Source organism: Pseudomonas sp. LB3P14 (assembly GCF_054898045.1).
Genome location: NZ_CM142714.1, coordinates 1952628 through 1976716 on the forward strand (window position 1 = coordinate 1952628; position 24089 = coordinate 1976716).

Here is a 24089-nt window from a genome sequence, read left to right on the forward strand (position 1 = left end):
GGGTTTTATGCAGATCTCAGAGCCCGGCCAATTCCCGCAAATTCGCTAACGTCTGAGCGTCGAGCTTAATGCCATCGGTGCTGGTCTTGGCCCGCTGCTGGTGACGTCGATCACCCGGCAAACGCTTGAGCCCCACGCCGTGCATCTGCCGGACCAGCTCCTGGCTGCGCTCGGCAAAACTCTGCCCGGCCGCCTTGCTCGGGTCGATCACGATCAGCAATTGGCCAGTCCAAGGCGTCTTGGCCCCCGGATGGTTCGACCAATCGAACTCGAAGGAAAAATTCCCGCCGGTCAACGCCGCCGCCAACAGCTCGACCATCATCGACAGCGCCGAACCTTTATGCCCGCCAAACGGCAACAACGCGCCGCCTTCGAGAATCGCTTTCGGGTCCTGGGTCGGCTGGCCGAGGCCATCCACACCCATGCCTGGCGGCAAACGCTCGCCCTTGCGTGCGGCAATCTGCACATCGCCATGGGCAATGGCGCTGGTGGCCAGGTCGAAGACAATCGGGTCGCCGTCAGCACGAGGGGCGGCGAACGCAATCGGGTTGGTCCCGAACAACGGGCGATCGGCACCGTGTGGCACCACGCAGGTCATGCTATTGACCACGCTCAGCGCCACCAGCCCTTCATAAGCGAAGGGCTCGACATCCGGCCACAAGGCTGCGAAATGGTGGGAATTACGAATCGCCAGCACCGCAATGCCGGCACTGCGGGCCTTTTCAACCAGCAGTGCGCGTGCTGCCGCCAAGGCCGGCTGGGCGAAACCATTGCCGGCGTCGACCCGGACAAAACCCGAAGCGACGTCCTCGACCACCGGCACGGCCTGGCCATTGACCCAGCCGCTCTTGAGCGTCGACACGTAACCGGGAATACGAAACACGCCATGGCTGTGGGCGCCATCGCGTTCAGCGCCGGCGCAGTTGAGGGCCAGTGTTTTGGCGACATCGGCGCTGGTGCCATGACGCTGGAAAATCTGCTCAAGCAAAAGAACGAGCGCGTCGAAATCGAGCGTTTGAGTGTTCGAACTGACGGCCATTTCGGGCGTTGCGGTCATCTGAAGCTCCAGTTTTATTATTGAGTACGGGCAACAGGGTGAAACGAGGTTGCACGGCAACCAAAAACAGTTGTCGATTAAGCGCTGTTTTACCGGCGTCCTGTCAAGTCCCGACAGCCTGTTCGGATCAAGCAATATGTACCGCACTCGCGCCTTCCACTGGCCGTACTGTTTTTCCTCAATCCATCGGCCGGCGATGACTCGCCGATTGCAGCACATTGAGGAAAAACCATGATTGCTCCCCCACTGCCGTATTTTTTCGACGAGGCAGAACGCGCATCCAGCGCCAAACAGCCCGGTGATCGCGAGAAAGCGCTGACCTTCACGCTTGATGACCTGAGCGGGTTGAAGGGTATTTATCTACCGACCCATGAAGCCCGTATGGCCACTGCCAAGCCCATGCATGTCGAGCGATTGCTTCTGGGCCCGACGGACATTCCATTGGCCGGTGCTTTCGCCATGAGCCGGCCCAATAATGGAGAAGTCATGCTCTACACACCGTGGAAAGGCCTGGTCAAATTCGCGGACATGGACGACCTCAAAAGCAAACTCAAGGAGTGGTTGGCGCAGGAGACCGGAAAACGGGAATTGCTGCGTTATCTTTCCATTGAACAACGTAACGCTGTGCAAGCAGCCGCTATACCTGAGATTTCTACAACAACAATCGAAGGTGCGGTATTCCAGGACCAGGAGCTCACGCTCGAACTCAATCAGACACACAACATCCAGTCGATGATGGCCGAACTGGTCAAGATGCCGACACTGCAGTCGATGATGGACGAAAGCCTCAAGATGACGTTGGCCAAGCGATTCCCCAAGTTGGACCAGCGCCAGACAAGGCTGGAAAGCCTCATCAGCACGGATTCCGCCTTCGACACCAGCGAGTACCGGTACAAAATGTTCTCGCAGACACTGAGCGACGTCCTCTTGCAGTACTACCTGACCAATCAATGGCCAACGGGTGATTCCAGGGTCTTTTCCAATCCCGCACACGGCGTGAGCAGCGACGCCGATATCCAGGCATGGGAAAGCTCAATCATTGAGATCGCGCAAAGCTTTACACCTCACTTGCGAAGCCTTCTGGAAACGTTCTGGAACTCCCCCACACGCGCTGGCCAGTCACTCTCGGAGTTTCTTGCCGAGGGCATGCGCGACACCTTTCACGTCAATCTTTTATTGAAGCGCCAGCAAGGCGTTTTAACCACGCTGGAATACCTGCGCTTGATGAATGTGAGCCTCGCGCCTGCCTCCAACGATTCCCTGCGCATCGAAAAAGTACGTATCACCGCGCCCTTCAAGCACTACGCGGAACTGGCCTGCACCTTGATGATCGGCAGCGGCGACGCCCTCGGCTTTCTGTATACCCCGTCCAGAGGCATCGAAGCCACGAGCAATCTACCCGCGATCAGAAAAATCGTGCTGGCGATGATCAAAAGCGAAGGGCATGAGGACACGCTGCTCAATTACCTGTCTCTGGACGAGCGCCGTACGCTGCTTTCAATGGAATCGGATGAACGCATGATTATCGCAGAACCGATCGTTGGCCCGGTGTTCGAGAAATTGATGGCAGACATCCTCGACAAGCAACTGCAGAACCTGACTTACGCCTTGAGCCGCTACCGCGAAAGTGAAGGTTCGCTGGACCCGCATGCCTTGCTCGACAAGGCGCTGGATGTCCGGGGACTGATCGATGACCGGCTGGTGGCCGTCGATGCCACAGGGCGCTGGAGTACACACGTGGACCAGCGCTGGAGTGCACAACCGGCCACCGTGCGCGCCGAATCGGCCAAAGAACAATTGGCACTGCTCTCTACCGTTGAACAGGCGCTTGAACAACGCCTTGAAAACCACCCCGCCATTCCTGCCGGAACCCGCACGGTTACCGAGGCCCAACGTTTCGTCGGTTCGTCGCTGGAAGGCTTGCAATCGAGTTTCACCCATACCCTGTCAACGGCATTGCGCAGCGAGCTCAAACTGCAGACAGTTGCCCGCACGCTGGGTGTGACGGAACAGGCGATCATCAAAACGGTGCTCGATACTCCGGTACGCTTGCAACGGAGCGCGTTGAACGGTTTTCTGCCGGACGTATTTTCCCTGGCGCTGAAAACTGGCGATTCCACGGACGTGTTGAAACTGTCCAGTTGCTTTGTGCTGACCGAACGAGGCGGCCTGGACCCGATGCATTCGGGCAAGGCCATTGTGTGGACACCTGCGCTGGGGTTTGAAGCCTTCCCGTCGTTGACCCCATTGCTGACCGAGCTCACAAGACGCCTGACAGACGACAACGATCGCTCCACCCTTCTGGAAAACCTCGGCCGTGGTGAGCGCGTGCCTGGCCAGACTTACACCTTGGCACCGCTGCAACGGGTGGATGGGCATTTTCTCGATCACCTGCAAAAGCCTTATGTCCAACTGGACCAGGTATCCGTCAAGAGTGCGCTGGCGACCGCTCTTCCCACAGAGACCCTGGCTCGACTTCTGAAGTTAGTGGCGCTACGCGAACCCATGACAGGGTTGCACCGCACAACCGACATCGCACGCTCCCTGACGACCCAGCAAAAGTTGCCGGCATGGCTGGCCAAGGCCTCTGTCGAAGACCAGATCCTGCATGCCGAACTGCTTCAGCAATACCTCAACAACGTCAACGATGACCAGGACTGCCTCACCGGCATTCAGTCCCTGGCGCGCACGGCGCATCATGAACTTCGCAAGCAACTGATGGCAGACACCTTCAACGTCGACCCGGACAAGGTCCAGGTCCAGATCAGCCCGCGACTGATGTCCGCGGCAAGCACTCAAACCCTGACCGAGTTTGCATTGACCCACTTTCAGGTTCTGGCGCTTGCCCGTTTCAAACTGGTGTCGCTGGACGCCACCGCGATTCCCGAAGGGATGGACGAACGCTACATCAAAGGCCTGATACGCAACCTGAACCTTGGCCAGCATCAGCAGGCAATATTAAGCAAAGCGTTTGCCGATACCGACGTCCACTCTGCGGAACGCAAGAAGCGCTTCGGCGCACAATTGCCCTGGCAATTATTGCATTACGCTCACACGGAAAAACTGCAAGAACGCCTGAGCGAGACCGGGTTTGATCTGATCCGGCAAGTCATGGACATGCCCGATGCCCTTGCTCGTGAAGCGATCGATGGTGCGGACGCGATCATTCGTCCACTGGAACTCAGCGGGATCCGGAGCGGGCAGACGATCAAGGTGCCGGGAATCTGGCTGGTCGGCTCGAAGCGCAACACCTCCGGTCCGCTGGTGCTGCTCGCGCCCTACAGCCACCGACATGGCGTGAAGGAATATGAGAATGAAAGCCAGCTGCTGGCCGAGTTGAAGACCCAGGGCGAGTTGCGCGACTGGGTCCTCAACAGTTTGCCGCCGGCTGATCGCACGCTGTGGGAAAACGGGTTGACGTCCGCAAGCACTACACCCGCAACCGTTGGCCTGGCATCCAACCCGGTCAAGGGCAATCTGTTCAAGCAATTGTTCAATGACAACGCCAACCTGCTCGCGCGACTCCTGGGTTGCCAGTCGGACAGTAATGCTCAGGGTGAATGGGCAACCATCAAGCATGTCTTGAGCGAAGACCTGCAACAGGCCTATTCGTTCTTCATGGGCAAACTCGCGTACCCGATCACCGTTTGGCGCAGCTACCGGGATTTCAAGCAGTCTGCCGAAGACCTTCAAACCCACAAATGGGCACCTGCGATAAAGGCGTTTATCAACGGCATTGCGCAACTCGCCAGTTTGCGGCGATCGATGGAAGGGCATGCAACGTCGGTAGCGAGCGAGCCTGTGCCAGAAACCCCCGGCACCCGGTTCAAATGGCAAGACGTCGACATCACGGCGCCCGAACGCACGGGTTTGCAACGTCATGAAAGTACCGACGTCGATCTGAGTACGTTGACGCTGGACTCGACACTCGGGCTTTACACCCATCCGACGACAAAAAAACACTTCGGCGCCGTTGAAGGCAAAGTGTATCCAGTCGAGAAACGAGGTACGCGCTGGCGTATCACCCATAACGGGCTCCACGGCCCATCTCTTCGCCAGAACACCTCGAAACAATGGGTGCTCGAGTCACAAAGACTGCACTACGGCATGCTCAAACAGTTCAGGGCATCGATTTCGGGCAGGCGTGGCATAAACGTCGAAGCCAGTGGAATGTCTGAAATTCGCCTGCTGTTTCCCGTCAAGGCCCGACTGATCGAGGAAGGTCTCGACCTGGCGACCACCTATGCCTGGAACAGCTTTCGGAATCTGCAATTATTGAAGGCGGATGATGGCCAGATAACACCTGTGCATCAGCTCATCATGGACTTTATCGATGTGCCGACAGTACTCCCACGGCATGTGAAAATGCTGGAAAAAATCGTAGGCGACATTTTTTCAGGCTTGCTGGACCCGACGCTCAGGCAGGCGAAATCTGCTCGTTTTGTGGTTGGAAGGCTCGCTGAGGAGGAGCGGGAAAGTACGTTTGGCTTCACCGTTCATGCGGACCCGAAACGGAGAATCTACCTGGCAGAAAAGTTCTTTTTTCCCAATTTCGACCACTACCGCAACTACCTGTCCGACGCAGCCTTTCCTATCAGAGTGCATGCCCGCGCGACGCTCCTGATCCACGAGGTTTCGCACATTACGAACAAAACCGAAGACATTGCGTATCTGGACTCCGGCAGGCCGTTTGTCGATCTGATCGAAACAGCCAGCGCCCGTGCCAACGCGCTCAAGACATCCTTGACCGAACTTCAAGACACAGCGTTATCGCGCCAGTCGCCCCTACCTCAACTTTTTTCGATCCAGAACCCTGACACCGGCGCCTGGGAGGATCTTGGCAATACGACTTATGAAAACACCGACAAGACACTCGATCATGTTTTGAAATTGACCGGTGAACTGACACTCAGCGATGCCCGCAGACGCTTCAAAAGAGATCCATTGGTCAGGCTGGCCGTGCAACTCAGTAATGCTGACAGCGTTGCCTGGCTGATCTCTCATCTGGGGCGCCAATTGCACACCAGCACCCCATGAGTCAGAAAAATAAACACCACTTTGATGGGTAATTGCCATGACGGTTGTTCTCGCAGACTTCCTCACAAGGTTAGAATGCAGGAAATCAGGATGAGTCAATGACCGACAACCCGCTCTCGCAAGCCCAATATGACGCAATCACCGATGCCGCTGCGCATTGGTGCATGCGTCTGCACGCCATCGATTGCACGGCTGAAGAGCGGCTGGCGTTCGAGCAATGGCATGACGCTCATCCGCTTCACGCGTTCGAGTACGAGGCCATGCTGGAGATCTGGGATGTCGCGGGGGACCTGCCACGTCCCGAAACCGTGATACCGGCGGCTCGCGCCAAACCTGCAACGCCTTGGCGCACCTTCGGTATCGCTGCCGCGGTTTGCGCCATGGCGCTGCCATTGGCGGCCTATAGCGGCTGGAACCTGGGCTGGTTCCCCAATGCGTACCAACATTTCGAGGCGAGCGATACTGTCCGTCAGGTCACCCTGAGCGATGGCAGTCAGGTGGAACTGAACCTGGGCAGTGAGCTGACGTTCAGCAACTACAAGGACCAGCGCCGGATCACGCTGGAAAAAGGCGAAGCCTTCTTCAGCGTCAGCCACGACACCCGGCACCCCTTCATTGTCAAAGCGGCCGAAGGCAGGATTCGGGTAACCGGAACCAAATTCAACGTCTGGATGTATGAAGATCAGGTACGTGTGAACCTGATTGAAGGTTCGGTGCTGGTCAGCAGCAATGATGCCCTTGCGGGTGACGGCTTGCGTCTCGAGCCAGCGATGCAGGCAAGCTATAGGCGCGGCGACTTCACTCCCCGGATCAGTCAGACCTACGACAATGACAACTCACTGGCGTGGCGCAGCGGAAAACTGGTGCTCGATGATCTGGCGCTGACCGACGCACTGCCATTGATCAATCGCTACTTGAATAAACCAGTGATGGTGGCCGACAACAGTACCGGCTCAATTCGTATCGGCGGCATCTACAACATCAAGGAACTCAACAACCTGGTGGCGTCTCTGCCCAAGGTATTGCCGGTCTACCTGACCCGCAACAAAGATGGCAATCCGGTCCTCAATTCCATTCCGCAAAAAGCCCCAAAAAGCTGAAGGCCGCGACCCTTGCGGGGTGCGGCCTTCATTCCTGGTTCAAGCGCCATCAGCGTTACTGTGCGGCCACCTTCCCGACTTTCTCATCCCGCTCATGGATTGTCTGAACCTGGTACTGCGGATCGGACGTGATCTGCTGCTCGGTGAACGGCAACACACTCAACTGCTTCCTGGAAAATGCCAGGGTCTGGTCTCTGGAGTACTTCGAGGCCGGGTCACTGGATAGCGAGAAAGCCAGCAGCCCCCGGGCCTGCGGTCCCTTGTCATCGAAGGTCACTACCTGCAAATAGCTGGTACCGCTGACGACTTCGCGTTTACCGTCGGTTCTCGGCACGCTCTGAATGGCGTTATAGACCCCCAGAGTGCCAGGTCCACCGTGAATCGGCGTCTGCTGGCCACCACTGCTGACCACCTGAATATCACCCCAGCGACTATCAGCCTTGAGCCCCATCTTGTTGATCTGCGCTACCGACGCCAGCATCGCGTCGCGAACCGCCTTTGCGACTTCCGGGCGATCGACCGCCAGGCCACTCGGAGTGTGTTGCGGGTCTTTCGGATCGAACGCCACACGCCAGAGATCAGGCGTTTCCTGTAGCGACTCCATGACATTCTGGAAATGCACAAAGCCCAGACCACTGTCCAGATTTGCACTGCGGTCCCAGGCCTTGAGACTGGCACACAGTGGCGTGAGCGTTGGCGCATCGGAACCCAGGGCCGCAGCACAGAACTGCAGCAGGTCGGGCATCACTTGGGCCGCCTGATACACCTGGTCGTCCATCACCATGTGTTGCAAATCCACCGCCGCTATTGGGCCGGCCATGATCAACGTATTTAGGCGATCCAGTGCAAAGCGTGAGCGCAGCCCCAACGGCTGGCCGTCCTGGCTGATCAGTGGCGAAAAACCGCTGAGCGGTTGCGCCGGGTTGGCCATCCAGGCCGAATCGTTGGAGTGCTGCACAAAATCCTTGCGCAACAGCTGCGGCAACTTGTCTGCCGCATATATCCCTTTTTGCGCAGCCTGCGGGTCAATGTCCCAGGCACACGCGCTGTTGGAACCGTCGAGGACGATCATCTGCAATCCGGCCCGAGGATCACTGCACTTGGCCAGTTTGTCGGCACTGACGTTCGGCACGACCGAGAGGTTCATGTACAGCGTCTGCCCCTGATCATCCGTCGCCAGGGTGTTGACCCACGGGATCCCCTGGATCTTGTGCACCGACGCCTGAAAATCCTTGAGGCTGACCGCGCGGTTCATTGCATACCATTGCTGCAAGACCCGGTCGTTATCCAGATTGGCGTCGCGCAGGCTATAGGCGAACTGGTTGTCCCAGTCGAGTTTTCCGGGCCATTGCACGATCGGGCCGAACTGCGAACTGTAGACCACATGAGAGACCGGCTTAGTCTGGCCATCCGGTTGTTTCACGTTCACGGTCAGGGTCTGTTTCTTCATGGGCAATGACTTGCCGTCGAGCCGATAACGGGTCGAATCCTTGGGATCGAGTTGCAGGCGATACAAGGTGAAATGCTTGGACGAGTCCACGGTGTGGGTCCACGCCAGGTGCTGGTTGAAACCGATATTGATCATCGGCAGCCCCGGCAGCGCCGCGCCCATGACGTCCAGTTCGCCGGGAATGGTCAGGTGCATTTGATAGAAACGCATCCCGCCGACCCAAGGGAAATGCGGATTGGCCAGCAACATTCCGCGGCCGTTGAAAGAACGTTCACTGCCGACTGCCACGGCATTGCTGCCGCGATCCAGGGCAAAACGCTGCAGGCGCGAGGCGGCCACCTGGAACGCCCCGGTGTCGCCTGCCACATGAGTAACGGACTTGGGTGGCGTCGCGCCGGCCAAGGCTTCGGCAAACTGCCCTACTCCACCTTCGACCAGCAGACGCCGCGTCAACTTGATCAGGTCCTGGGCGGTAATCTCGCGCACCCATTCGCCCTGACACTGCTGCGGCAAACCCTGTGCCCGACGCTCTGTCAGCGAACGGTTATAGCCCGCCACATAACCTTCGATGAGATCACGTACTGGCGGGGTTTGCGACTGCCAGAAAGCGGAGACGGCCTGTGGGGTATTCAGCCAATTGAAGAACAGATCGCTGACCAGATTTTCGCGTTCTTCGACCGTGAACTGATCCGGGCCGAAATACCGTGAACGTTCGCCGTTCACGGTGGTGATCTCATTGGCCAGCAGGCACAGGTTGTCCTGAGCGTAGGCGTAACCAATGCCATAACCGAGCCCGCGCTCGTTGTCGGCACGGATATGCGGAACGCCGAAACTGGTTCGGCGAATGTCGGCGGTCGCCTGCTCGGGCTGACTGCGTGCGTTTGCCGCAAGACTCAAGCCCAGAAACATACCCGCAAGGCTCAACCTGGTTAACTGCCTGGAAATAATCACGCTCGCTCCTGATCGAAAAGACAAACACCCTGCGTCATACACGCACTGCGCCTTCCCCTAGGAACGAAACAAATGACAAAAATTTAGGCCCTGAAAGGCGCTTTCCACGGCCATCTCACAGGCTGCTGACGCGATGGCGACAAAATTTCTACATTCGGGGCTTCATTATTTGCCCTGCTCATACGTCTTATAGATTGAGAGCACCATCACATTTCCTGGCCGGCTCGGAAAAGGAGTTTTTGCATGTACAACTCGCAACTGCCAACGGACGGTAGCAATGCGTCAAAAGGCTCTGCCATGAGCTCCGGAGTTTTCAGTCAACGGGGTGAGCGCAATGGCAACGAGCGGATCAGGTCGCTGCTCAAAAGCTTTGGTCTGCGCACCAGCCTGATCCGCCTCAAAGTCATCGACGCCTTGCTGACCGCCGCCGAAAGCGACCGTAGTCTTGGCGTGCGCGGCGTGCACAGTCACTTGCTGGACCTGGACATTCCCCTGTCCTTTCTCAGTGTGAGAGAAGTGTTGAAACGCTTGTGCAGCGAAGGCGTGATCACGCTCAATCCGGACAAAAGCTACAGCCTGCATCCGCACGCTGCAGCCATGCTCCAACGCGAGTGATCCGCTCAAGGTGCGTCGCTCAGGGTTTGACCTTGCGACGCATCACGCCATTGATCACCACCACGATGACCGCCACACCGATGGCGATGTACTGAAACAGCTTCTCGCTGATGACGCCTGCGTTTTGCAGATACGAAAGGCCGAACATGATCCCCAACACCACGAGGGAGATCAGAATCGAGTATTTCAAACGTTGCGACTGAGTCATTGCGAGTTCCTGAACCTGAAAAATGTATCCGGTTTGTATCCAAATGCATGCCAAGCCCCTACCTTTCTCCGGGGATGTGGCGCTACAAACGGGGTCTCATGTTACAGCCGATCAAGAGATTTGGCTTTATTGCCCCATGAGGATTTTGAAATGTTCCGTCGAATCACACTGCTGATTCCGCTGCTTGCCATACTTTCCCTGAGCGGCTGCATCATTTTCCCCCACGGCGGCTGGCACGGCGGTCACCATTACGACCGTGGTGGGCCGGGTTATTACCAGCATCGATAACGGTTGGTTGTGTCATAAAGCGTGAATAATTGAACATTCATTCGTAAGGCAAATACCTCATCCAATAACTGCAGAACAAATGCCCGCCCTGTCGCGGGCATTTTTCGTACATGCACATTCACTTCTGATTTCCTTCCCGGCACACATCGAAACATAGCGCTAACCATTGAAGCTTTCGGTCTTAATAGTCTATTTGAGCTATTCATATTCGATGATTATTCTCGGTGCATCGCAATAAACCCGTTATTAAACTTCGAGCAAGAACAGGGATGCCATGCACAAGCCTTTAATCAATATCAGCCCCCACCATTTGTTTGGCTTTTGCCTTGCAATCACTTTTTTCGAACTTCTGACTTATATGGCCAGCGACATGATCATGCCGGCTATGCTGACCGTTACCCGACAACTGGATGCCAGCTCCGACCATGTCCCCTACGCTTTCAATCTTTATCTGGCCGGCGGCATTCTGTTGCAATGGCTTATTGGTCCGCTGTCTGATCACTTCGGCCGCCGCCGGATGTTGCTCATCGGTTGCGCGGTATTCGCCTTGGCCTGTGCCGTAGCGTTCAACGTGCAAAGCATTTATGCGTTCAATGGCTTGCGACTGATTCAGGGTATGGGGTTGGGGTTTGTCATCGCGGTCAGCTATCCAGCCCTGCAAGAAGTTTTCTGCGAAGCCGACGCGGTCAAAATCATGGCGTTGCTGGGGAACGTTGCGCTGCTCTCCCCGCTTCTGGGGCCGTTGCTCGGCAGTCTGCTGCTGGAATGGCTGTCGTGGCGGGAGTTGTTTTTACTGCTGGGTTTCGGCGGCGTGATGGTCTGGCTTGGGCTTTACCTGTTCATGCCGGAAACCGTGGGCACCCTGCGCCACGACGGTCAGCGATTGGAAGCGGTGCGTTTTGAATGGCGCAGCACCGTGTGCCGCTATCTGGCGTTGCTGACTAACCCGCGATGCCTGAGTGCAACTGTCGCGCTGGGCGTGATGAGCCTGCCATTGATTGCCTGGATCGGGTTGGCGCCGCTCTTGCTGATCCAGAACCAGGGACTCTCACCTCTGCAGTACGGCCTGTGGCAAATCCCGGTGTTTGCGGCGGTCATTCTCGGCAACCTGATTCTCAACCGACTGATTGCCCACACTGAATTACCACAATTGATTCGATACGCGCTTTGGCCGTTTTGCGGCGGGCTCATCGCGCTAGTCGCCGTCAGCTTCTACGGCGCTTCGACAGCAGTGCTCATCAGCTGCCTGGCGCTTTACGCCGTTGGGCTAGGCATGAGCAACGCCGCGCTGTACCGGCTTGCTCTGTTTGCCAGCGACGACAGCAAAGGTCTGGTCTCAGCCATGATCGGCATGATCTCGATCGCCGTCATGGGTGGCGGCGGCTCGATTATCGCTGCGGCCGGCGCCGGTAATAGTCACGAATCCTTTGCCTTGATGGCGGGTATTGCGGGGCTTCTGTGCCTGGCGCCCCTACGCCTGTTTCTGCGGCGTTCTCACATCGCGGTTATCGTCTGACACCACAACGCAGGTCTTCTGATGATCCATTTACCCCACACCGATGCGCTCTGCGCGTTAACGCAACCCTATTGCCTGAATTCAGTCCCCGAGGGCCTGTTCGACCAGGCGATGGGGGAAATCAGCTTGTTTCACTGTCACCACACGCCTGGTTACGAACGCTGGCTCAGCGCCAACGGGCTCGATGCCCGGGACCTTGAAACACTGGATGACTGGTCAAGACTGCCGCCGATCTTCGCCAACTATTTCAAACGTCACGTGTTGTTCAGTCCCACCGGCGAAGGCGCGCTGGAGCTGACATCGTCGGGCACCAGCGGCCAGAAGAGTCGCATGCGCTATGACCCTCGCAGCATGGGGGCGGCCCAAGGCATGGTGAGCCACATTTTTCGCCACTACGGCTGGGATACCCCGGACAGCCCCTGCAATTACTTGCTCCTGAGCTACGAGCCCGAGGCGGCCAACACCTTGGGCACCGCTTATACCGACCAGTTTCTCTGCAGCTATGCGCCCGTCAACCGGGTTGTCTACGGATTGCGCCTGACCCGTAAAGGTCACAAGTTCGACCTGTTTGGTGTTATTCGCGCCTTGCAGGAGTTTGCCGACGAAGGCTTACCCGTTCGAATTCTCGGCTTTCCAGCGTTCCTTTCACATGCGCTACAGCACATGGAAGACACCACGGCGCCGAATCTCAAGTTACCCGCCCAGTCACTGGTGCTTCTGGGCGGCGGCTGGAAAACCCAGGCAGCGCAGGAAATTCCGTTGCTTGAGTTGTATGCCCGAACCCATCGGCAATTAGGTGTCGACCTGTCCCGCTGTCGAGACGGCTACGGCGCAGTAGAGCATGCCGTGCCTTACCTCCAGTGTGCCCACCATCATTTCCATGTACCGGTTTACTCGAAGGTGTTCGTGCGCAACCCATCCGATTTCACTGTCCAGCCATACGGCCAGCGCGGCTTGCTGGAATTCGTCTCCCCGTACATTTCGTCAAGCCCGGGGCATGCCGTGGTCATGGGCGATCTGGCGACATTGCACCCCGGAGCACGTTGTGGATGCGGCCTGGCGACCGATTGGTTCGAGCTGCATGGACGTGCCGGCACAACGGCCAGTCGCAGCTGTGCCATGGCTGCCTCAGAACTGCTCAATGGAGTTTGATATGTACTTGATCAATGGCCAACTGCGTGACGACATTACCCTGGAAAGCGCCCTCGACCTCCTTCAGAAACAATTGCCTCAGTTGCTTTCTGCGCCGATCGACAGCGATACCGTCATCGAGTCGGCGGCTCGTTTCGCTACCCAATTACAGACTCGCAGTCTGGATCTGTCCCTCGAAGACGATCAACGTCAGGGCCTTATGGACTTCTGCCAGCCCGGCAACCTGAGCACAAAGCTTGAGCGGGAACTCGGCGTGCACCCTCGTTCGCTGAGGCGTATCGACTACCAACAGGCGAGCTTCGAAAGTTGGCACTCTTTGGGGTTGGTGGTGCATGTCACACCGGGCAATGCGCCAATGCTGGCATTCTGCGCAGTCATCGAAGGCCTGCTGGCCGGTAACATCAACTGGCTCCGCCCTAGTTCAAATGATGAGGGTTTTACCGCGCAGTTGCTGGCCGCCCTTGTGCGCTGCGACATCAGCGGCAGGCTTGCCGAATACGTCGCGGTTTTGCCGGTGAGCACCTCTCGCATACCTCAACTCTGCGCTCAGGCCGATGGCGTGTCAGCCTGGGGTGGGGAAAAGGCGCTCAAATCGATTCGACAGCAAATCCCGGCCGGATGCCGCTGGATCGACTGGGGCCACAGGATCAGCTTTGCCTATCTATCGCCCGACGCGGCGAGTCTTTCGACGCTGGATGCGTTGGTGGATGAGGTCTGTCGTTTCGATCAGCAGGCGTGTTCCAGCCCACAATGGGTGTTGGTGGACAGCAACGATCCGGCAGTCCTGAAGGATCTGGGGGAGCGTCTGGCCGAAGCCTTCAAACGTCGCGCTGCCCATTGGCCAGCGCTGGTTCCCACAGACCCGGAAGCTTGCGAGATCACTACCCGCACGACCATGGCGCGGCTGGAACACTGCTTCACGAACCAGACCGGCCAGGTCTGGAACGGCCTCGGTTGGCGTGTGATCTGGGAGCACCATCAAACGCTCGCGCCATCGCCGCTGTTTCGTACGATTGTGCTGAAGCCAGTACCCCGGCACCTGATCGCCGAGACGCTGTTGCCCTGGCGCACGGTGTTACAAAGCTGCGCGCTGATGTGCACCCCGGTAGAAACACCCGAGCTCGTTCGAACACTGGTCAACGCCGGCGTCACCCGCATTGCGCCTTGCGCGTCGATTCATGACGGCTACGCCGGTGAGCCCCACGATGGTGTCTATGCACTGTCGCGCCTGAGTCGCCGTCTCTCCGTGAGTCTGGCCCCCAATGTCTCGACGGGCCGAGCAACACTCGATCCGGTTCCACCGGCTCCCGACACCGCCAATGATCCGATCATGGACAAGGACACCTTCACGGCGCAGCCGATTGGCCCTGCCGCGCAGTTGTATTTCCGCTCCGGAGGCAGCAGCGGGACCCCGGCCCTTGTCGGCTTAAGCTATCGCGTTTATCAACAAGAGATGCGCGCCGCGGCTGATGGCATGTTCGCTGCGGGGCTGGATCCGTCACAAGACCGGGTCATGAACCTGTTCTACGGCGGCAACCTGTACGGCGGGTTCTTCAGTTTTTCCACAATCCTTGAACAGATGGGCGTTACGCATTTCCCCATGGGGGCGCCCCAGGAGGATGACTTCAGCGAAATCGCCCAATTGATCGTAGACCGGCGCATCACCGTGCTGATCGGCATGCCGAGTACCTTGCACCGTCTGTTTTTTACCGAGCAGGCCCGACTTCGCGCGTACGCCGGCATTGGCAAGGTGTTCCTCGGTGGAGAGCATCCGGGAGAGGCCAGTCGGCGCCTGATGGAAAGCTGCGGGGTCTCGACCATTCGCTCTGCACTCTATGGCTCCGTTGACGCAGGTCCCCTGGGGCATGCCTGCGCGGCAACAGCAGAGGGCGTGTTTCACTTGATGAGCGACATCCAGCACCTGGAAATCGTTCAGCTCGAACAGGACGTACCGGTGCAGAACAACGAGATGGGGCGTCTGCTCTTTACTTCCCTCGCCCGGCAAGATCAAACCGTGCGTCGATATGAGGTAGGAGATACCGGTCGCTGGATACCCGGCGCCTGTCCCTGTGGACTGGACTCACCGCGATTCGAGCTGCTGCAGCGGCACGGCAAGCTGGTGCGAATTGGCACGGAATTCATTTCGCCTTCCGCTCTGCAACACAGTGTGGGTTTCCCCATTCAAGTTCTTCTGGACCACACCGCCAACGGCGTCGAACGCCTGCGAATCCGAGTGAATGCGGATGCCGACCGAGTTCACGACCAACTAATGACACACATAGCCGTGGCGAATGCCGTGAGCGCCGCATTGTTAATAGTGGACATTGAAGTGTGTGCCGAACATGAGTTCACCCGAAACAAACACAGTGGCAAGACACCACTGGTCATCGATCAAAGAAAATAAAAACAGACTGTTTATTCCGTGACCTTGTTCTTTTAACCAGATGCCTGATCATAAACGAGAATTCAGTGAAATCACCCTACTCGCTTGAGCAACTTGTGCCTTATGTACGGCGACACTCCAACTTCTATTGCACACACCTGAAACACTTACCGCTGAACAGTACTGATTTAAAAGATTTACCACTGATCAACGTGACCGACTATTGGGCTGACAGCAATGACCTGCATCACTGGCCGGTCCTGACAGGCACTGTCGATGATGCTCTGGTGTTTAAAACTGGAGGATCGACCGGCCAGGGTAAACTCTCGGTTTACTCCCGCGACGAATGGCTCGCCATGGTCAGTACATTTGGTCAAAGTCTCTCGACTCAACTGAACCACGGCGACCGAGTGGCGAATCTGTTTTTTTCCGGGGATCTTTACGCCAGCTTTCTGTTCACGCATCACTCATTGGCGCATGTCGGGAAATCCATCTGTGAATTTCCGTTTACCGGCCAAGTCGAACTGGATGGACTGGCAGAGGCCATTGCCCGGTATCGAATCAATGTTCTGGCCGGGGTCCCGGCACAGTTACTGCGATTCGCTGCGTACCTGGCACAGCATCGGCAAGTGCTGTGCGGGGTCGAAACGCTTCTTTATGCAGGAGAAAGCCTGTTTGCTGCGCAACTGGCAATCTTCGCCGAAGTGTTCCCCAACGCCCGCGTCGCTTCGATTGGCTATGCCAGCGTGGACGCCGGTCTCATCGGGGCCTCCGACCGCGACTGTGCATTGGGCGAACATCGGGTGTTCGAACGCCATACCCTATTGGAAATCGTCGATGAACTCACCGGCGAAGTCATTGAGGAATGCGATCGCACCGGCTCGTTAGTGGTGACCAATCTGGCTCGTCGGCTCATGCCATTGCTGCGTTACCCGGTGGGTGACCTTGCCTGCTGGCGTGAACCCGGCGCGACCCCGTGGCGTAAATTTGCATTAAAGGGGCGAAGTGCCCACAGCCAGCGGATACGAGTCGGTGTGCTGTCGCTGTTTCCCGACGAAATAGGCGAGATCGTCCAGCGGATTGCCAACAGCAACCAATGGCAGTTGCTTATCGAACATACCGGTTACAAGGACATTTTGAGTGTGAAATGGGTACCCGGGCCCCAGCAACAGAATGTCGAGCCAATGCTGCGGGCATTACAGGAAGCGCTGGTCACCCAATACCCTGGCATCGACGACCTGAGTCGCGATGGGCTGCTCGAATTGCGGGTCCTGCCCTGCGCAGTCACAGACCTGAGTCTGCATCCCCGCTCCGGCAAACAACCGCGGATCCTGGATTTACGAGTGTATGACGCTCCCTCGCCGGAGCCCGCGTGATGAGCCAGTTGATTCTTCGGCGCTACCAGCCATCCGACGCACAGGCCGTGAGCCAGTTATTTCGCGAAATCTACGGCGATCATTACGCCAGGCCAGATATTTACTTGCCGACCATGATCAGTCAGCACAATGCCGAGGGCCGCTGGCAATCCGTCGTTGCGGTGGACGACAAGCATGTACTGGGACACGCCGCGTTGTGCCTCGATGCGCTTTCATTAACCGCTGAACTGGCGCTCATGGCGGTGCATCCCGCCGCTCAGGGACAAAGTGTCGCAACGCTTCTTGGCTCGCAACTCATCGAGCTTTCAGAATCCTTGAAACTCGAAAGCCTCTCGATCAAGCAAGTGACTCACCACCCGTACACTCAACGCATGGCAGAAAAAATCGGCTTCCACAGCACGGGTTTGCTTCCCGACTACATCGCGTCGCCACTCTCTGAACCGTTGCGGGAAACCATGGTGCTGGGTTGTCACATCAATGAAGGACACGAACGCCCGCTTCCCGATATCCCATGGCCCGACAGTTGCCGAGCGTTCATGCAGCACCTTTGCTCAGTGTTTGGCACTCACCAGGGCATTGCGCCTTGCCTCCCTCTGCCCGTGCAAATCGAACAACAGCATGGACGGTTCGAAATGCTCATTCAGCGCTTGAACAAACATCTCCTGGATCAAATCCGGCACCTACCCAGGCACTGGCTGATCTCGGCCAAACTCGAACTGTCCTGGCACTTTGCCGAGGATTTACGCAATTTAACAGCCCTTGGTTTCACCTTCACCGGGCTGATGCCCACGCAACACAGCAAAGGGTGGTTCGCGCTGTTTCATCGAGGGACCGAGCCTCGGCACCTCAACTTGCACTGCCCGCACATGCAACGGTTGCATGACGACTTACCGCAAACCGGCAACACACACAGCCGCAACGCTGCACGAAACAGCGCTCGCTCAGCCGCTTGAGTCTTTTCGATGAAAGTCATTACCCGGTTGCGTGCAAAGCTCAACCAGCCAATCGACAAACACCCTCACCCGCCGGGACAACTGGCGGTGTGGAGGGTAGAGCGCCGTCAACGGCATCCCCGGTGGCGGCACCGTCCTGAGTACTTCACACAAACGGCCTTCACTCAGCTGGCGGGCGACGTGGTAATACGGTGTCTGGACCAGGCCATAACCCGCCTCACAAGCGGCCAGGTAACCATCGGCGCTGTTGACTGAAACTTGCTTGGGTAAATCAATGAGCTGAACCTGATCATTGACCATGAACTCCAGCCCAAAACGCTTCCCACTGCTGCTGGAGAAATACTCCACCATCTGATGACCCTCAAGGTCAGCCAGACTCTGAAGCGTTCCGTGACGCTTCAAGTATTCGGGGCTTGCACACGTGACCTGGTCCAGCATGGCCAACGGCCGCGCCACCAGTGAATCGTCCAGTGACGCACCGCCCCGCAGCACGCAATCGACCCCTTCGCGAATCAAGTCGACAGGCCGATCGTTCAAGCCGATTTCCAGCTCGATCAATGGATACCGGGAAGTGAATTGCGGCAACGCCGGGATCACCATCAAGCGCCCCACCCCCGCCGGCATGTCCACTCGCAACAGCCCCTTGGGGTTATTGCGCGCAGCGCTGAACACCGCTTCGGTTTCCTCCAGGTCCGCCAGCAACCTCACGCAACGAGGGTAATAGGCTGCGCCGTCGAGCGTGAGGCTGATTTGCCGCGTCGTGCGTTGCAACAGCTGCACACCGAGATGCGCCTCCAGTTGCTTGATCAAAATGGTCACTGAAGCACGGGGCAATTGCAGGCTGTCCGCCGCTTTGGCAAAGCCGCCGAGTTCGACGATTCGGGTGAACACGCGCATAGCGTTGAAACGGTCCATGGTTTTGAGATACCGGCTGATTATTTAGAAATTGCAAACAGTGATAGCAGTTTTAGCCGGTTTATCTTGTTTCTGTCGAGGTCAACAATAGGTTTCACATTCACAGGGAGCTGATTTCATGCAAACACGTCAACTGGGCAAAAACGGTCCACTAGTGAGCGCGATCGGTCTGGGCTGCATGGGCATGACCGATTTTTACACGACGGGCGTGGACACCCGCGAAGCCACGGCGACGCTGCACCGCGCGCTCGAGTTGGGGATCAACCTGCTCGACACCGCCGACATGTATGGCCCGCACACCAACGAAGAACTGATCGGCAAGGCCATCGTCGGCAAGCGCGACCAAGTGTTTCTGGCCAGTAAATTCGGCATCGTCCGCGACCCGGCCAACCCGGCCGCACGGGGTGTCGATGGCCGCCCGGAATACATTCGCCAGGCCATCGACGGCACCCTCAAGCGCCTCGGTGTGGACACCCTGGACTTGTACTACCAACACCGGATCGACCCACAAGTGGCCATCGAAGAAACCGTCGGCGCCATGGCCGAACTGGTGAACGCTGGCAAGGTGCGTTATCTGGGCTTGAGCGAAGCATCAGTCGCCACGCTTGAACGGGCGAACAAGGTTCATCCGATCAGCGCACTGCAAAGTGAGTACTCACTGTGGAGCCGCGATCAGGAAGACAACGGTTGCCTGGCTGCGTGCCAGCGTCTCGGTATCGCTTTTGTCCCCTACAGCCCGCTCGGTCGCGGCTTTTTGACCGGGGCACTGAAAAGCCCGGACGACTTTGCAGCGGACGATTACCGTCGCTTCAGCCCGCGTTTTCAAGGGGAGAATTTCGCGAAAAACCTGCTACTGGTGCAGCAAGTCCAGGCGCTGGCCGCCGACAAAGGCGTGACCGCCGGGCAACTGGCGTTGGCCTGGGTCCTGGCGCAAGGCGACTACCTGATCCCGATTCCCGGGACCAAGCAGCGTAAATACCTGGAGGAAAATGTCGCGGCGCTGGACGTGAAACTTAGCGCCGGTGAGTTGCAGGCGCTGGAAGCAATCTTCCCGGCCGATGCCACCGCAGGCTTGCGTTACCCGGAAGCGGTGATGCAACTGCTCGACCGCTGATCAACCGTCTGCTGACCCGATCAATGCATTGATCGGGTCAGCAGGCTATCCGTCAGTCCTTCTTCTTGACCGTCGAGCCATTGCTTTGGCCGTAGGTCTTGAGGTTCTGCAATACGTAGATCGCTTTCTTGAACTCGGGGACCAGATAGTTGGCGTACTTGTTGCCCTTGAGGTTGTTGTTCTGGATGGAATCCAGTTGAGTGGCAAAGTACTCCAGGGCATTGAACTTCGCCTCGGGGTCATTCGGCACGCCAAACTTATCGAACTTGTCTCCAGCATTGAGCAACGTCAGCGCCGTCACATCGCCAATGATGCCCTTTTGCTTGAGGTAGGTGCTCATGTTGCCCAATTGCTTGGCCGAGATGTTTTCCGGGTCGAAGCCCTTGACCTGCTTGAACAGTTGCTGGGCATCCATCTTCGTGCGATCAAGCAACGTCGGGTTGGTGCCCACCATGGTCAGAATTTCCCGCACCTTGGCGCTCTGGGAAACCGGTTTGGCATTGGCCGAACCCTGGCGAACCAGCAGGCCCGATTTGGCAGTCCAGTTGCCGACCAGACCAATAGTCATGACCGTACTCCTGACAGCGCGACGAGATTCGGATGTCCTTGCGACGGGCACATAAAAAATCCTTGTTTAAGCGAGATGAATGCGGAGAAGTATCGGCGCGATGTGAACGTCTACCTAAATATATTTCGGCTTTTTACAATTCTCGTACATTTACGATACAAACCGACAAATGCCTGATTTCATTGGTCTATAGGATCTTTTTGATAGTGCTATAGGCGACTGATTGCTGTCATCGATATCTGAATCGGCTTGTTTGTACCACGCCCGATACTCAAGTATCCGTGCCCCGCCCGTCCCCTTAATACTTTTCTGGCTGCTACAAAGATTTGGGACGCAGCTAAGTACTCGGTATTACTTCGAAACAATCTCGCACCGCTTTATTGGTTAAAGTGGTCAAAATGCCTCTTTTTTTGACCGCCACCCGAGTCGAGACCTCCCATGCGAACCCACCTGCGTCTGGTCGCCCTGAGCGCCCTGTTCATTTCCTCCCTGGCCCAGGCCGCCGACCTGATCCCGATTGAAGTCCACCGCGATGCCAATTGCGGTTGCTGCAAAAAATGGATCAGCCATCTGGAGGCCAACGGCTTCAAAGTCGACGATCACGTCGAAGCCAACATGAGCGAGTTCAAGCAACAGCACGGCGTGCCTCCGCGACTGGCGTCGTGCCACACCGGCTTGATCAACGGTAAATTCGTTGAAGGCCATGTTCCGGCCGATCAGGTGCTGGCCTTGAGCAAGCGCGACGATCTATTGGGTGTCGCCGCCCCCGGCATGCCCATGGGTTCACCCGGCATGGAAATGGACGGCATGAGCGATGCGTACCAGGTGATCGGCCTGAAAAAGGACGGCACTGACGTGGTGGTGGCGGACTACCCTGCCCATTGATCTTCGGTGCGTACTTTGGGCTGTTTTTCGCCGCATTCGGTGCGGCAACCCTGCTGCCCTTGCAGTCCGAAGCAGTGCTGGTGGGCCTGTTGCTCAGCGGCCAGTATTGGCTCTGGTCGCTACTCGCCGTGGCGACTTTGGGCAATGTTCTGGGATCACTGGTGAACTGGTGGCTGGGGCGCGGTATCGAGCGGTTTCACGATCGGCGCTGGTTTCCGGTCAGCCCGCGTCATCTGGAAAAAGCCCGAGTCCATTATCAGCGCTACGGTCATTGGTCGTTGCTGCTGAGTTGGGTGCCTGTGATCGGTGATCCACTGACGTTGGTGGCCGGCGTGATGCGTGAGCCGCTGGGGCGTTTTTTATTCATCGTGACCCTCGCCAAGGCTGCGCGTTATGGCGTGCTGGCTTTGGCCACAGAGGGCTGGATGGGTTGAACGATCACCCACCGCGATTGCCTGTGCTTAATGTCGCCCTAATCGGGCCGATCCAGCATCGGCCGATTTCCAACGGAGTTCACCCATGTCCCTCACCTTCTCCCGCTGGCTACCCGGCCTGTTGCTGACCGCTGCACTGCCCGTCATTGCTCACGCCGAAGGCCCGGAATATGGTCAGGAACTGCAGGGTTTCGAGTATCCCTACACGGTCAAGCATTTCGCCTTTGAGTCCCAGGGGAAATCCCTGCAAATGGGTTACATGGATGTCGCCGCCCACGGCAAGGCCAATGGACGCAGCGTGGTGCTGATGCACGGCAAGAATTTCTGTGGTGCAACCTGGGACAGTTCGATCAAGGCCCTGAGTGAGGCCGGTTACCGGGTCATCGCCCCGGACCAGATCGGTTTCTGTACCTCCAGCAAACCCGACAACTATCAGTACAGCTTCCAGCAACTGGCAACCAACACTCAGCAACTGCTCAAGGCCCTGGGCATTCAGAAGGCCAGTGTTCTCGGACACTCCACCGGCGGCATGCTCGCTACTCGCTATGCGCTGCAATACCCCGATCAAGTCGAACAACTGGCACTGGTCAATCCCATTGGCCTGGAAGACTGGAAAGCCCTCGGTGTGCCCTATCGCACGGTTGACCAATGGTATGAGCGCGAGCTGAAACTCACTGCCGACGGCATCCGCACCTATGAACGCAACACCTATTACGGCGGCCGCTGGAAGCCGGAATTCGATCGCTGGGTCGACATGCTCGCCGGGCTGAACAAAGGACCGGGGCATACGCAGGTGGCGTGGAATTCGGCGCTGATCTACGACATGATCTTCACCCAACCGGTGTACTACGAGTTCAAGGACCTGAAGATGCCGACCCTGCTGCTGATCGGTACGTCCGACACCACGGCCATCGGCAGCGACATCGCACCGCCCGAGGTCAAGGCGAAACTCGGCCATTACGACGTCCTCGGCAAGCAAGTGGCGAAACTGATTCCCCGGTCGACGCTGGTTGAATTCCCCGGCATGGGCCACGCGCCGCAAATGGAAGAACCGGCGCAATTCCACCAGGCCTTGCTCGCCTGGCTGAACAAAACCAACCCCGTTCATTGATGAGGTAAGGCTGATGGCTGTGCAGATTGCGGTGATTGATGACTGGCAGGATGTGGCCCGTGGCGTGGTGGACTGGTCGGTGCTGGACGACATCGGTCAGGTGAATTTCATCCATGACTACCCGGCCGACAACGACACCCTGGCCGCACGGCTGGGTGAGTTTGAGGTGATCTGCGTGATGCGCGAACGCACCCGGTTCGATGAGGACCTGCTGCGGCGCTTACCGAAACTCAAGTTGCTGGTCACCGGCAGCATGCGCAACGCCGCCCTGGACCTGAAAGCCGCCGCTGCGCTGGGTATCCAGGTCTGTGGCACCGACAGTTACAAGCATGCCGCCCCGGAACTGACCTGGGCGCTGATCATGGCCGCGACCCGCAACCTGGTGGTCGAAGCCAATGCCCTGCGCGCAGGCAAATGGCAACAAGGGCTGGGCGGCGACCTGCATGGCAAGACTCTGGCGATTCTGGGTTTGGGCAGCATTGGCACTCGCGTTGCCCAGTTCGGTCAGGTGTTTGGGATGCGGGTGATCGCCTGGAGCGAGAACCTGACCGCCGAACGCGCTGCCGAAGTCGGCGTGACCTATGTCAGCAAGCAGGAGCTGTTCGAACAGGCCGATGTGCTGTCGGTCCATCTGGTGCTCAGCGATCGCAGCCGAGGCTTGGTCGACGCCCAGGCGCTGGACTGGATGAAACCCACGGCGCTGCTGGTCAACACCGCCCGCGGGCCGATTGTCGATGAGGCGGCGTTGATCAAGGCGCTGCAGAAACAGCGACTGGCAGGCGCGGCGCTGGACGTCTTCGAGCAGGAACCCTTGCCCGCTCATCATCCGTTCAGAACCCTGGATAATGTGCTGGCCACGCCCCACGTCGGGTATGTCAGCCAGCAGAACTACCACCAGTTCTTCTCGCAGATGATCGAGGACATTCAGGCCTGGTCGGCCGGAGAACCGATTCGCCTGTTGAGCTGACTCCGCGTC

19 protein-coding genes are annotated in these 24089 nt (G+C 57.7%); 14 read left to right on the top strand and 5 right to left on the bottom strand.

What is annotated here, in order from left to right:
• Positions 1 to 16 precede the first annotated feature (16 nt).
• Positions 17 to 1057: an Ldh family oxidoreductase gene (locus tag ACYZT5_RS09005; RefSeq protein ID WP_462050782.1), complete on the bottom strand. Its 1041-nt coding sequence runs from the start codon at positions 1055 to 1057 to the stop codon at positions 17 to 19.
• Positions 1058 to 1288: 231 nt separating this feature from the next.
• Here ACYZT5_RS09005 and ACYZT5_RS09010 point away from each other — a divergent pair, with 231 nt between their 5' ends.
• On the top strand, positions 1289 to 6094 hold the full coding sequence (locus ACYZT5_RS09010) for a dermonecrotic toxin domain-containing protein (protein WP_462050783.1): 4806 nt from the start codon (positions 1289 to 1291) through the stop codon (positions 6092 to 6094).
• Between the two features lie 98 nt (positions 6095 to 6192).
• Entirely contained in the window at positions 6193 to 7194 is a 1002-nt protein-coding gene (locus ACYZT5_RS09015; protein WP_462050784.1) for a FecR family protein, read from the top strand.
• 55 nt (positions 7195 to 7249) lie between these two features.
• Here the strand turns inward: ACYZT5_RS09015 and pvdQ are convergent, their stop codons facing one another.
• Positions 7250 to 9595 (bottom strand): bifunctional acylase PvdQ, encoded by a 2346-nt coding sequence (gene pvdQ, locus ACYZT5_RS09020; RefSeq protein ID WP_462050785.1) that lies wholly within the window; start codon positions 9593 to 9595, stop codon positions 7250 to 7252.
• 243 nt (positions 9596 to 9838) lie between these two features.
• Here pvdQ and ACYZT5_RS09025 point away from each other — a divergent pair, with 243 nt between their 5' ends.
• Positions 9839 to 10210 (top strand): fe2+ zn2+ uptake regulation protein, encoded by a 372-nt coding sequence (locus tag ACYZT5_RS09025; RefSeq protein ID WP_462050786.1) that lies wholly within the window; start codon positions 9839 to 9841, stop codon positions 10208 to 10210.
• A gap of 19 nt (positions 10211 to 10229) precedes the next feature.
• On the opposite strand, the gene ACYZT5_RS09030 is transcribed toward ACYZT5_RS09025, so the two are convergent.
• Positions 10230 to 10418 carry a hypothetical protein gene (locus ACYZT5_RS09030; RefSeq protein ID WP_008024801.1) on the bottom strand — a complete coding sequence of 63 codons (189 nt, stop codon included), beginning with the start codon at positions 10416 to 10418 and terminating at the stop codon, positions 10230 to 10232.
• Between the two features lie 150 nt (positions 10419 to 10568).
• Here ACYZT5_RS09030 and ACYZT5_RS09035 point away from each other — a divergent pair, with 150 nt between their 5' ends.
• The 6 genes from ACYZT5_RS09035 (at position 10569) to ACYZT5_RS09060 (ending at position 18086) form a co-directional block, all read left to right on the top strand.
• Positions 10569 to 10706, top strand: coding sequence for a hypothetical protein (locus tag ACYZT5_RS09035; RefSeq protein WP_165353291.1), 138 nt, complete (start codon positions 10569 to 10571; stop codon positions 10704 to 10706).
• Between the two features lie 274 nt (positions 10707 to 10980).
• Positions 10981 to 12222, top strand: a complete 1242-nt coding sequence (locus ACYZT5_RS09040; protein WP_462050787.1) for an MFS transporter — start codon at positions 10981 to 10983, stop codon at positions 12220 to 12222.
• Positions 12223 to 12243: 21 nt separating this feature from the next.
• Positions 12244 to 13374, top strand: coding sequence for a LuxE/PaaK family acyltransferase (locus ACYZT5_RS09045; RefSeq protein WP_462050788.1), 1131 nt, complete (start codon positions 12244 to 12246; stop codon positions 13372 to 13374).
• A gap of 1 nt (position 13375) precedes the next feature.
• The gene (locus ACYZT5_RS09050) at positions 13376 to 15778 is read left to right on the top strand and encodes an acyl-CoA reductase (protein WP_462050789.1); all 2403 of its coding nucleotides are present in this window, start codon (positions 13376 to 13378) and stop codon (positions 15776 to 15778) included.
• A gap of 65 nt (positions 15779 to 15843) precedes the next feature.
• Complete coding sequence (locus tag ACYZT5_RS09055) at positions 15844 to 17133, top strand: phenylacetate--CoA ligase family protein (RefSeq protein WP_462050790.1); 1290 nt, start codon at positions 15844 to 15846, stop codon at positions 17131 to 17133.
• Positions 17133 to 18086 (top strand): GNAT family N-acetyltransferase, encoded by a 954-nt coding sequence (locus tag ACYZT5_RS09060; RefSeq protein WP_462050791.1) that lies wholly within the window; start codon positions 17133 to 17135, stop codon positions 18084 to 18086. The genes ACYZT5_RS09055 and ACYZT5_RS09060 overlap by 1 nt, the downstream gene beginning before the upstream one ends.
• Here the strand turns inward: ACYZT5_RS09060 and ACYZT5_RS09065 are convergent.
• A complete protein-coding gene (locus ACYZT5_RS09065) occupies positions 18075 to 19001 on the bottom strand; it encodes a LysR family transcriptional regulator (RefSeq protein WP_462050792.1) in 927 nt (308 codons plus the stop codon). The genes ACYZT5_RS09060 and ACYZT5_RS09065 overlap by 12 nt on opposite strands.
• 118 nt (positions 19002 to 19119) lie before the next feature.
• Here ACYZT5_RS09065 and ACYZT5_RS09070 point away from each other — a divergent pair, with 118 nt between their 5' ends.
• The gene (locus ACYZT5_RS09070; protein ID WP_462050793.1) at positions 19120 to 20115 is read left to right on the top strand and encodes an aldo/keto reductase; all 996 of its coding nucleotides are present in this window, start codon (positions 19120 to 19122) and stop codon (positions 20113 to 20115) included.
• A gap of 52 nt (positions 20116 to 20167) precedes the next feature.
• On the opposite strand, the gene ACYZT5_RS09075 is transcribed toward ACYZT5_RS09070, so the two are convergent.
• The gene (locus tag ACYZT5_RS09075) at positions 20168 to 20683 is read right to left on the bottom strand and encodes a hypothetical protein (protein ID WP_462050794.1); all 516 of its coding nucleotides are present in this window, start codon (positions 20681 to 20683) and stop codon (positions 20168 to 20170) included.
• Between the two features lie 438 nt (positions 20684 to 21121).
• On the opposite strand from ACYZT5_RS09075, the gene ACYZT5_RS09080 reads away from it, so the two are divergent.
• From ACYZT5_RS09080 to ACYZT5_RS09095, 4 genes are all read left to right on the top strand, one after another.
• On the top strand, positions 21122 to 21568 hold the full coding sequence (locus ACYZT5_RS09080; protein WP_008155198.1) for a DUF411 domain-containing protein: 447 nt from the start codon (positions 21122 to 21124) through the stop codon (positions 21566 to 21568).
• Complete coding sequence (locus tag ACYZT5_RS09085) at positions 21568 to 22002, top strand: YqaA family protein (RefSeq protein ID WP_462052220.1); 435 nt, start codon at positions 21568 to 21570, stop codon at positions 22000 to 22002. Before ACYZT5_RS09080 ends, ACYZT5_RS09085 begins: the two co-directional genes overlap by 1 nt.
• Before the next feature lie 85 nt (positions 22003 to 22087).
• Positions 22088 to 23113, top strand: coding sequence for an alpha/beta fold hydrolase (locus ACYZT5_RS09090; protein WP_462050795.1), 1026 nt, complete (start codon positions 22088 to 22090; stop codon positions 23111 to 23113).
• 13 nt (positions 23114 to 23126) lie between these two features.
• A complete protein-coding gene (locus tag ACYZT5_RS09095) occupies positions 23127 to 24080 on the top strand; it encodes a D-2-hydroxyacid dehydrogenase family protein (RefSeq protein WP_462050796.1) in 954 nt (317 codons plus the stop codon).
• Positions 24081 to 24089 lie beyond the last annotated feature (9 nt).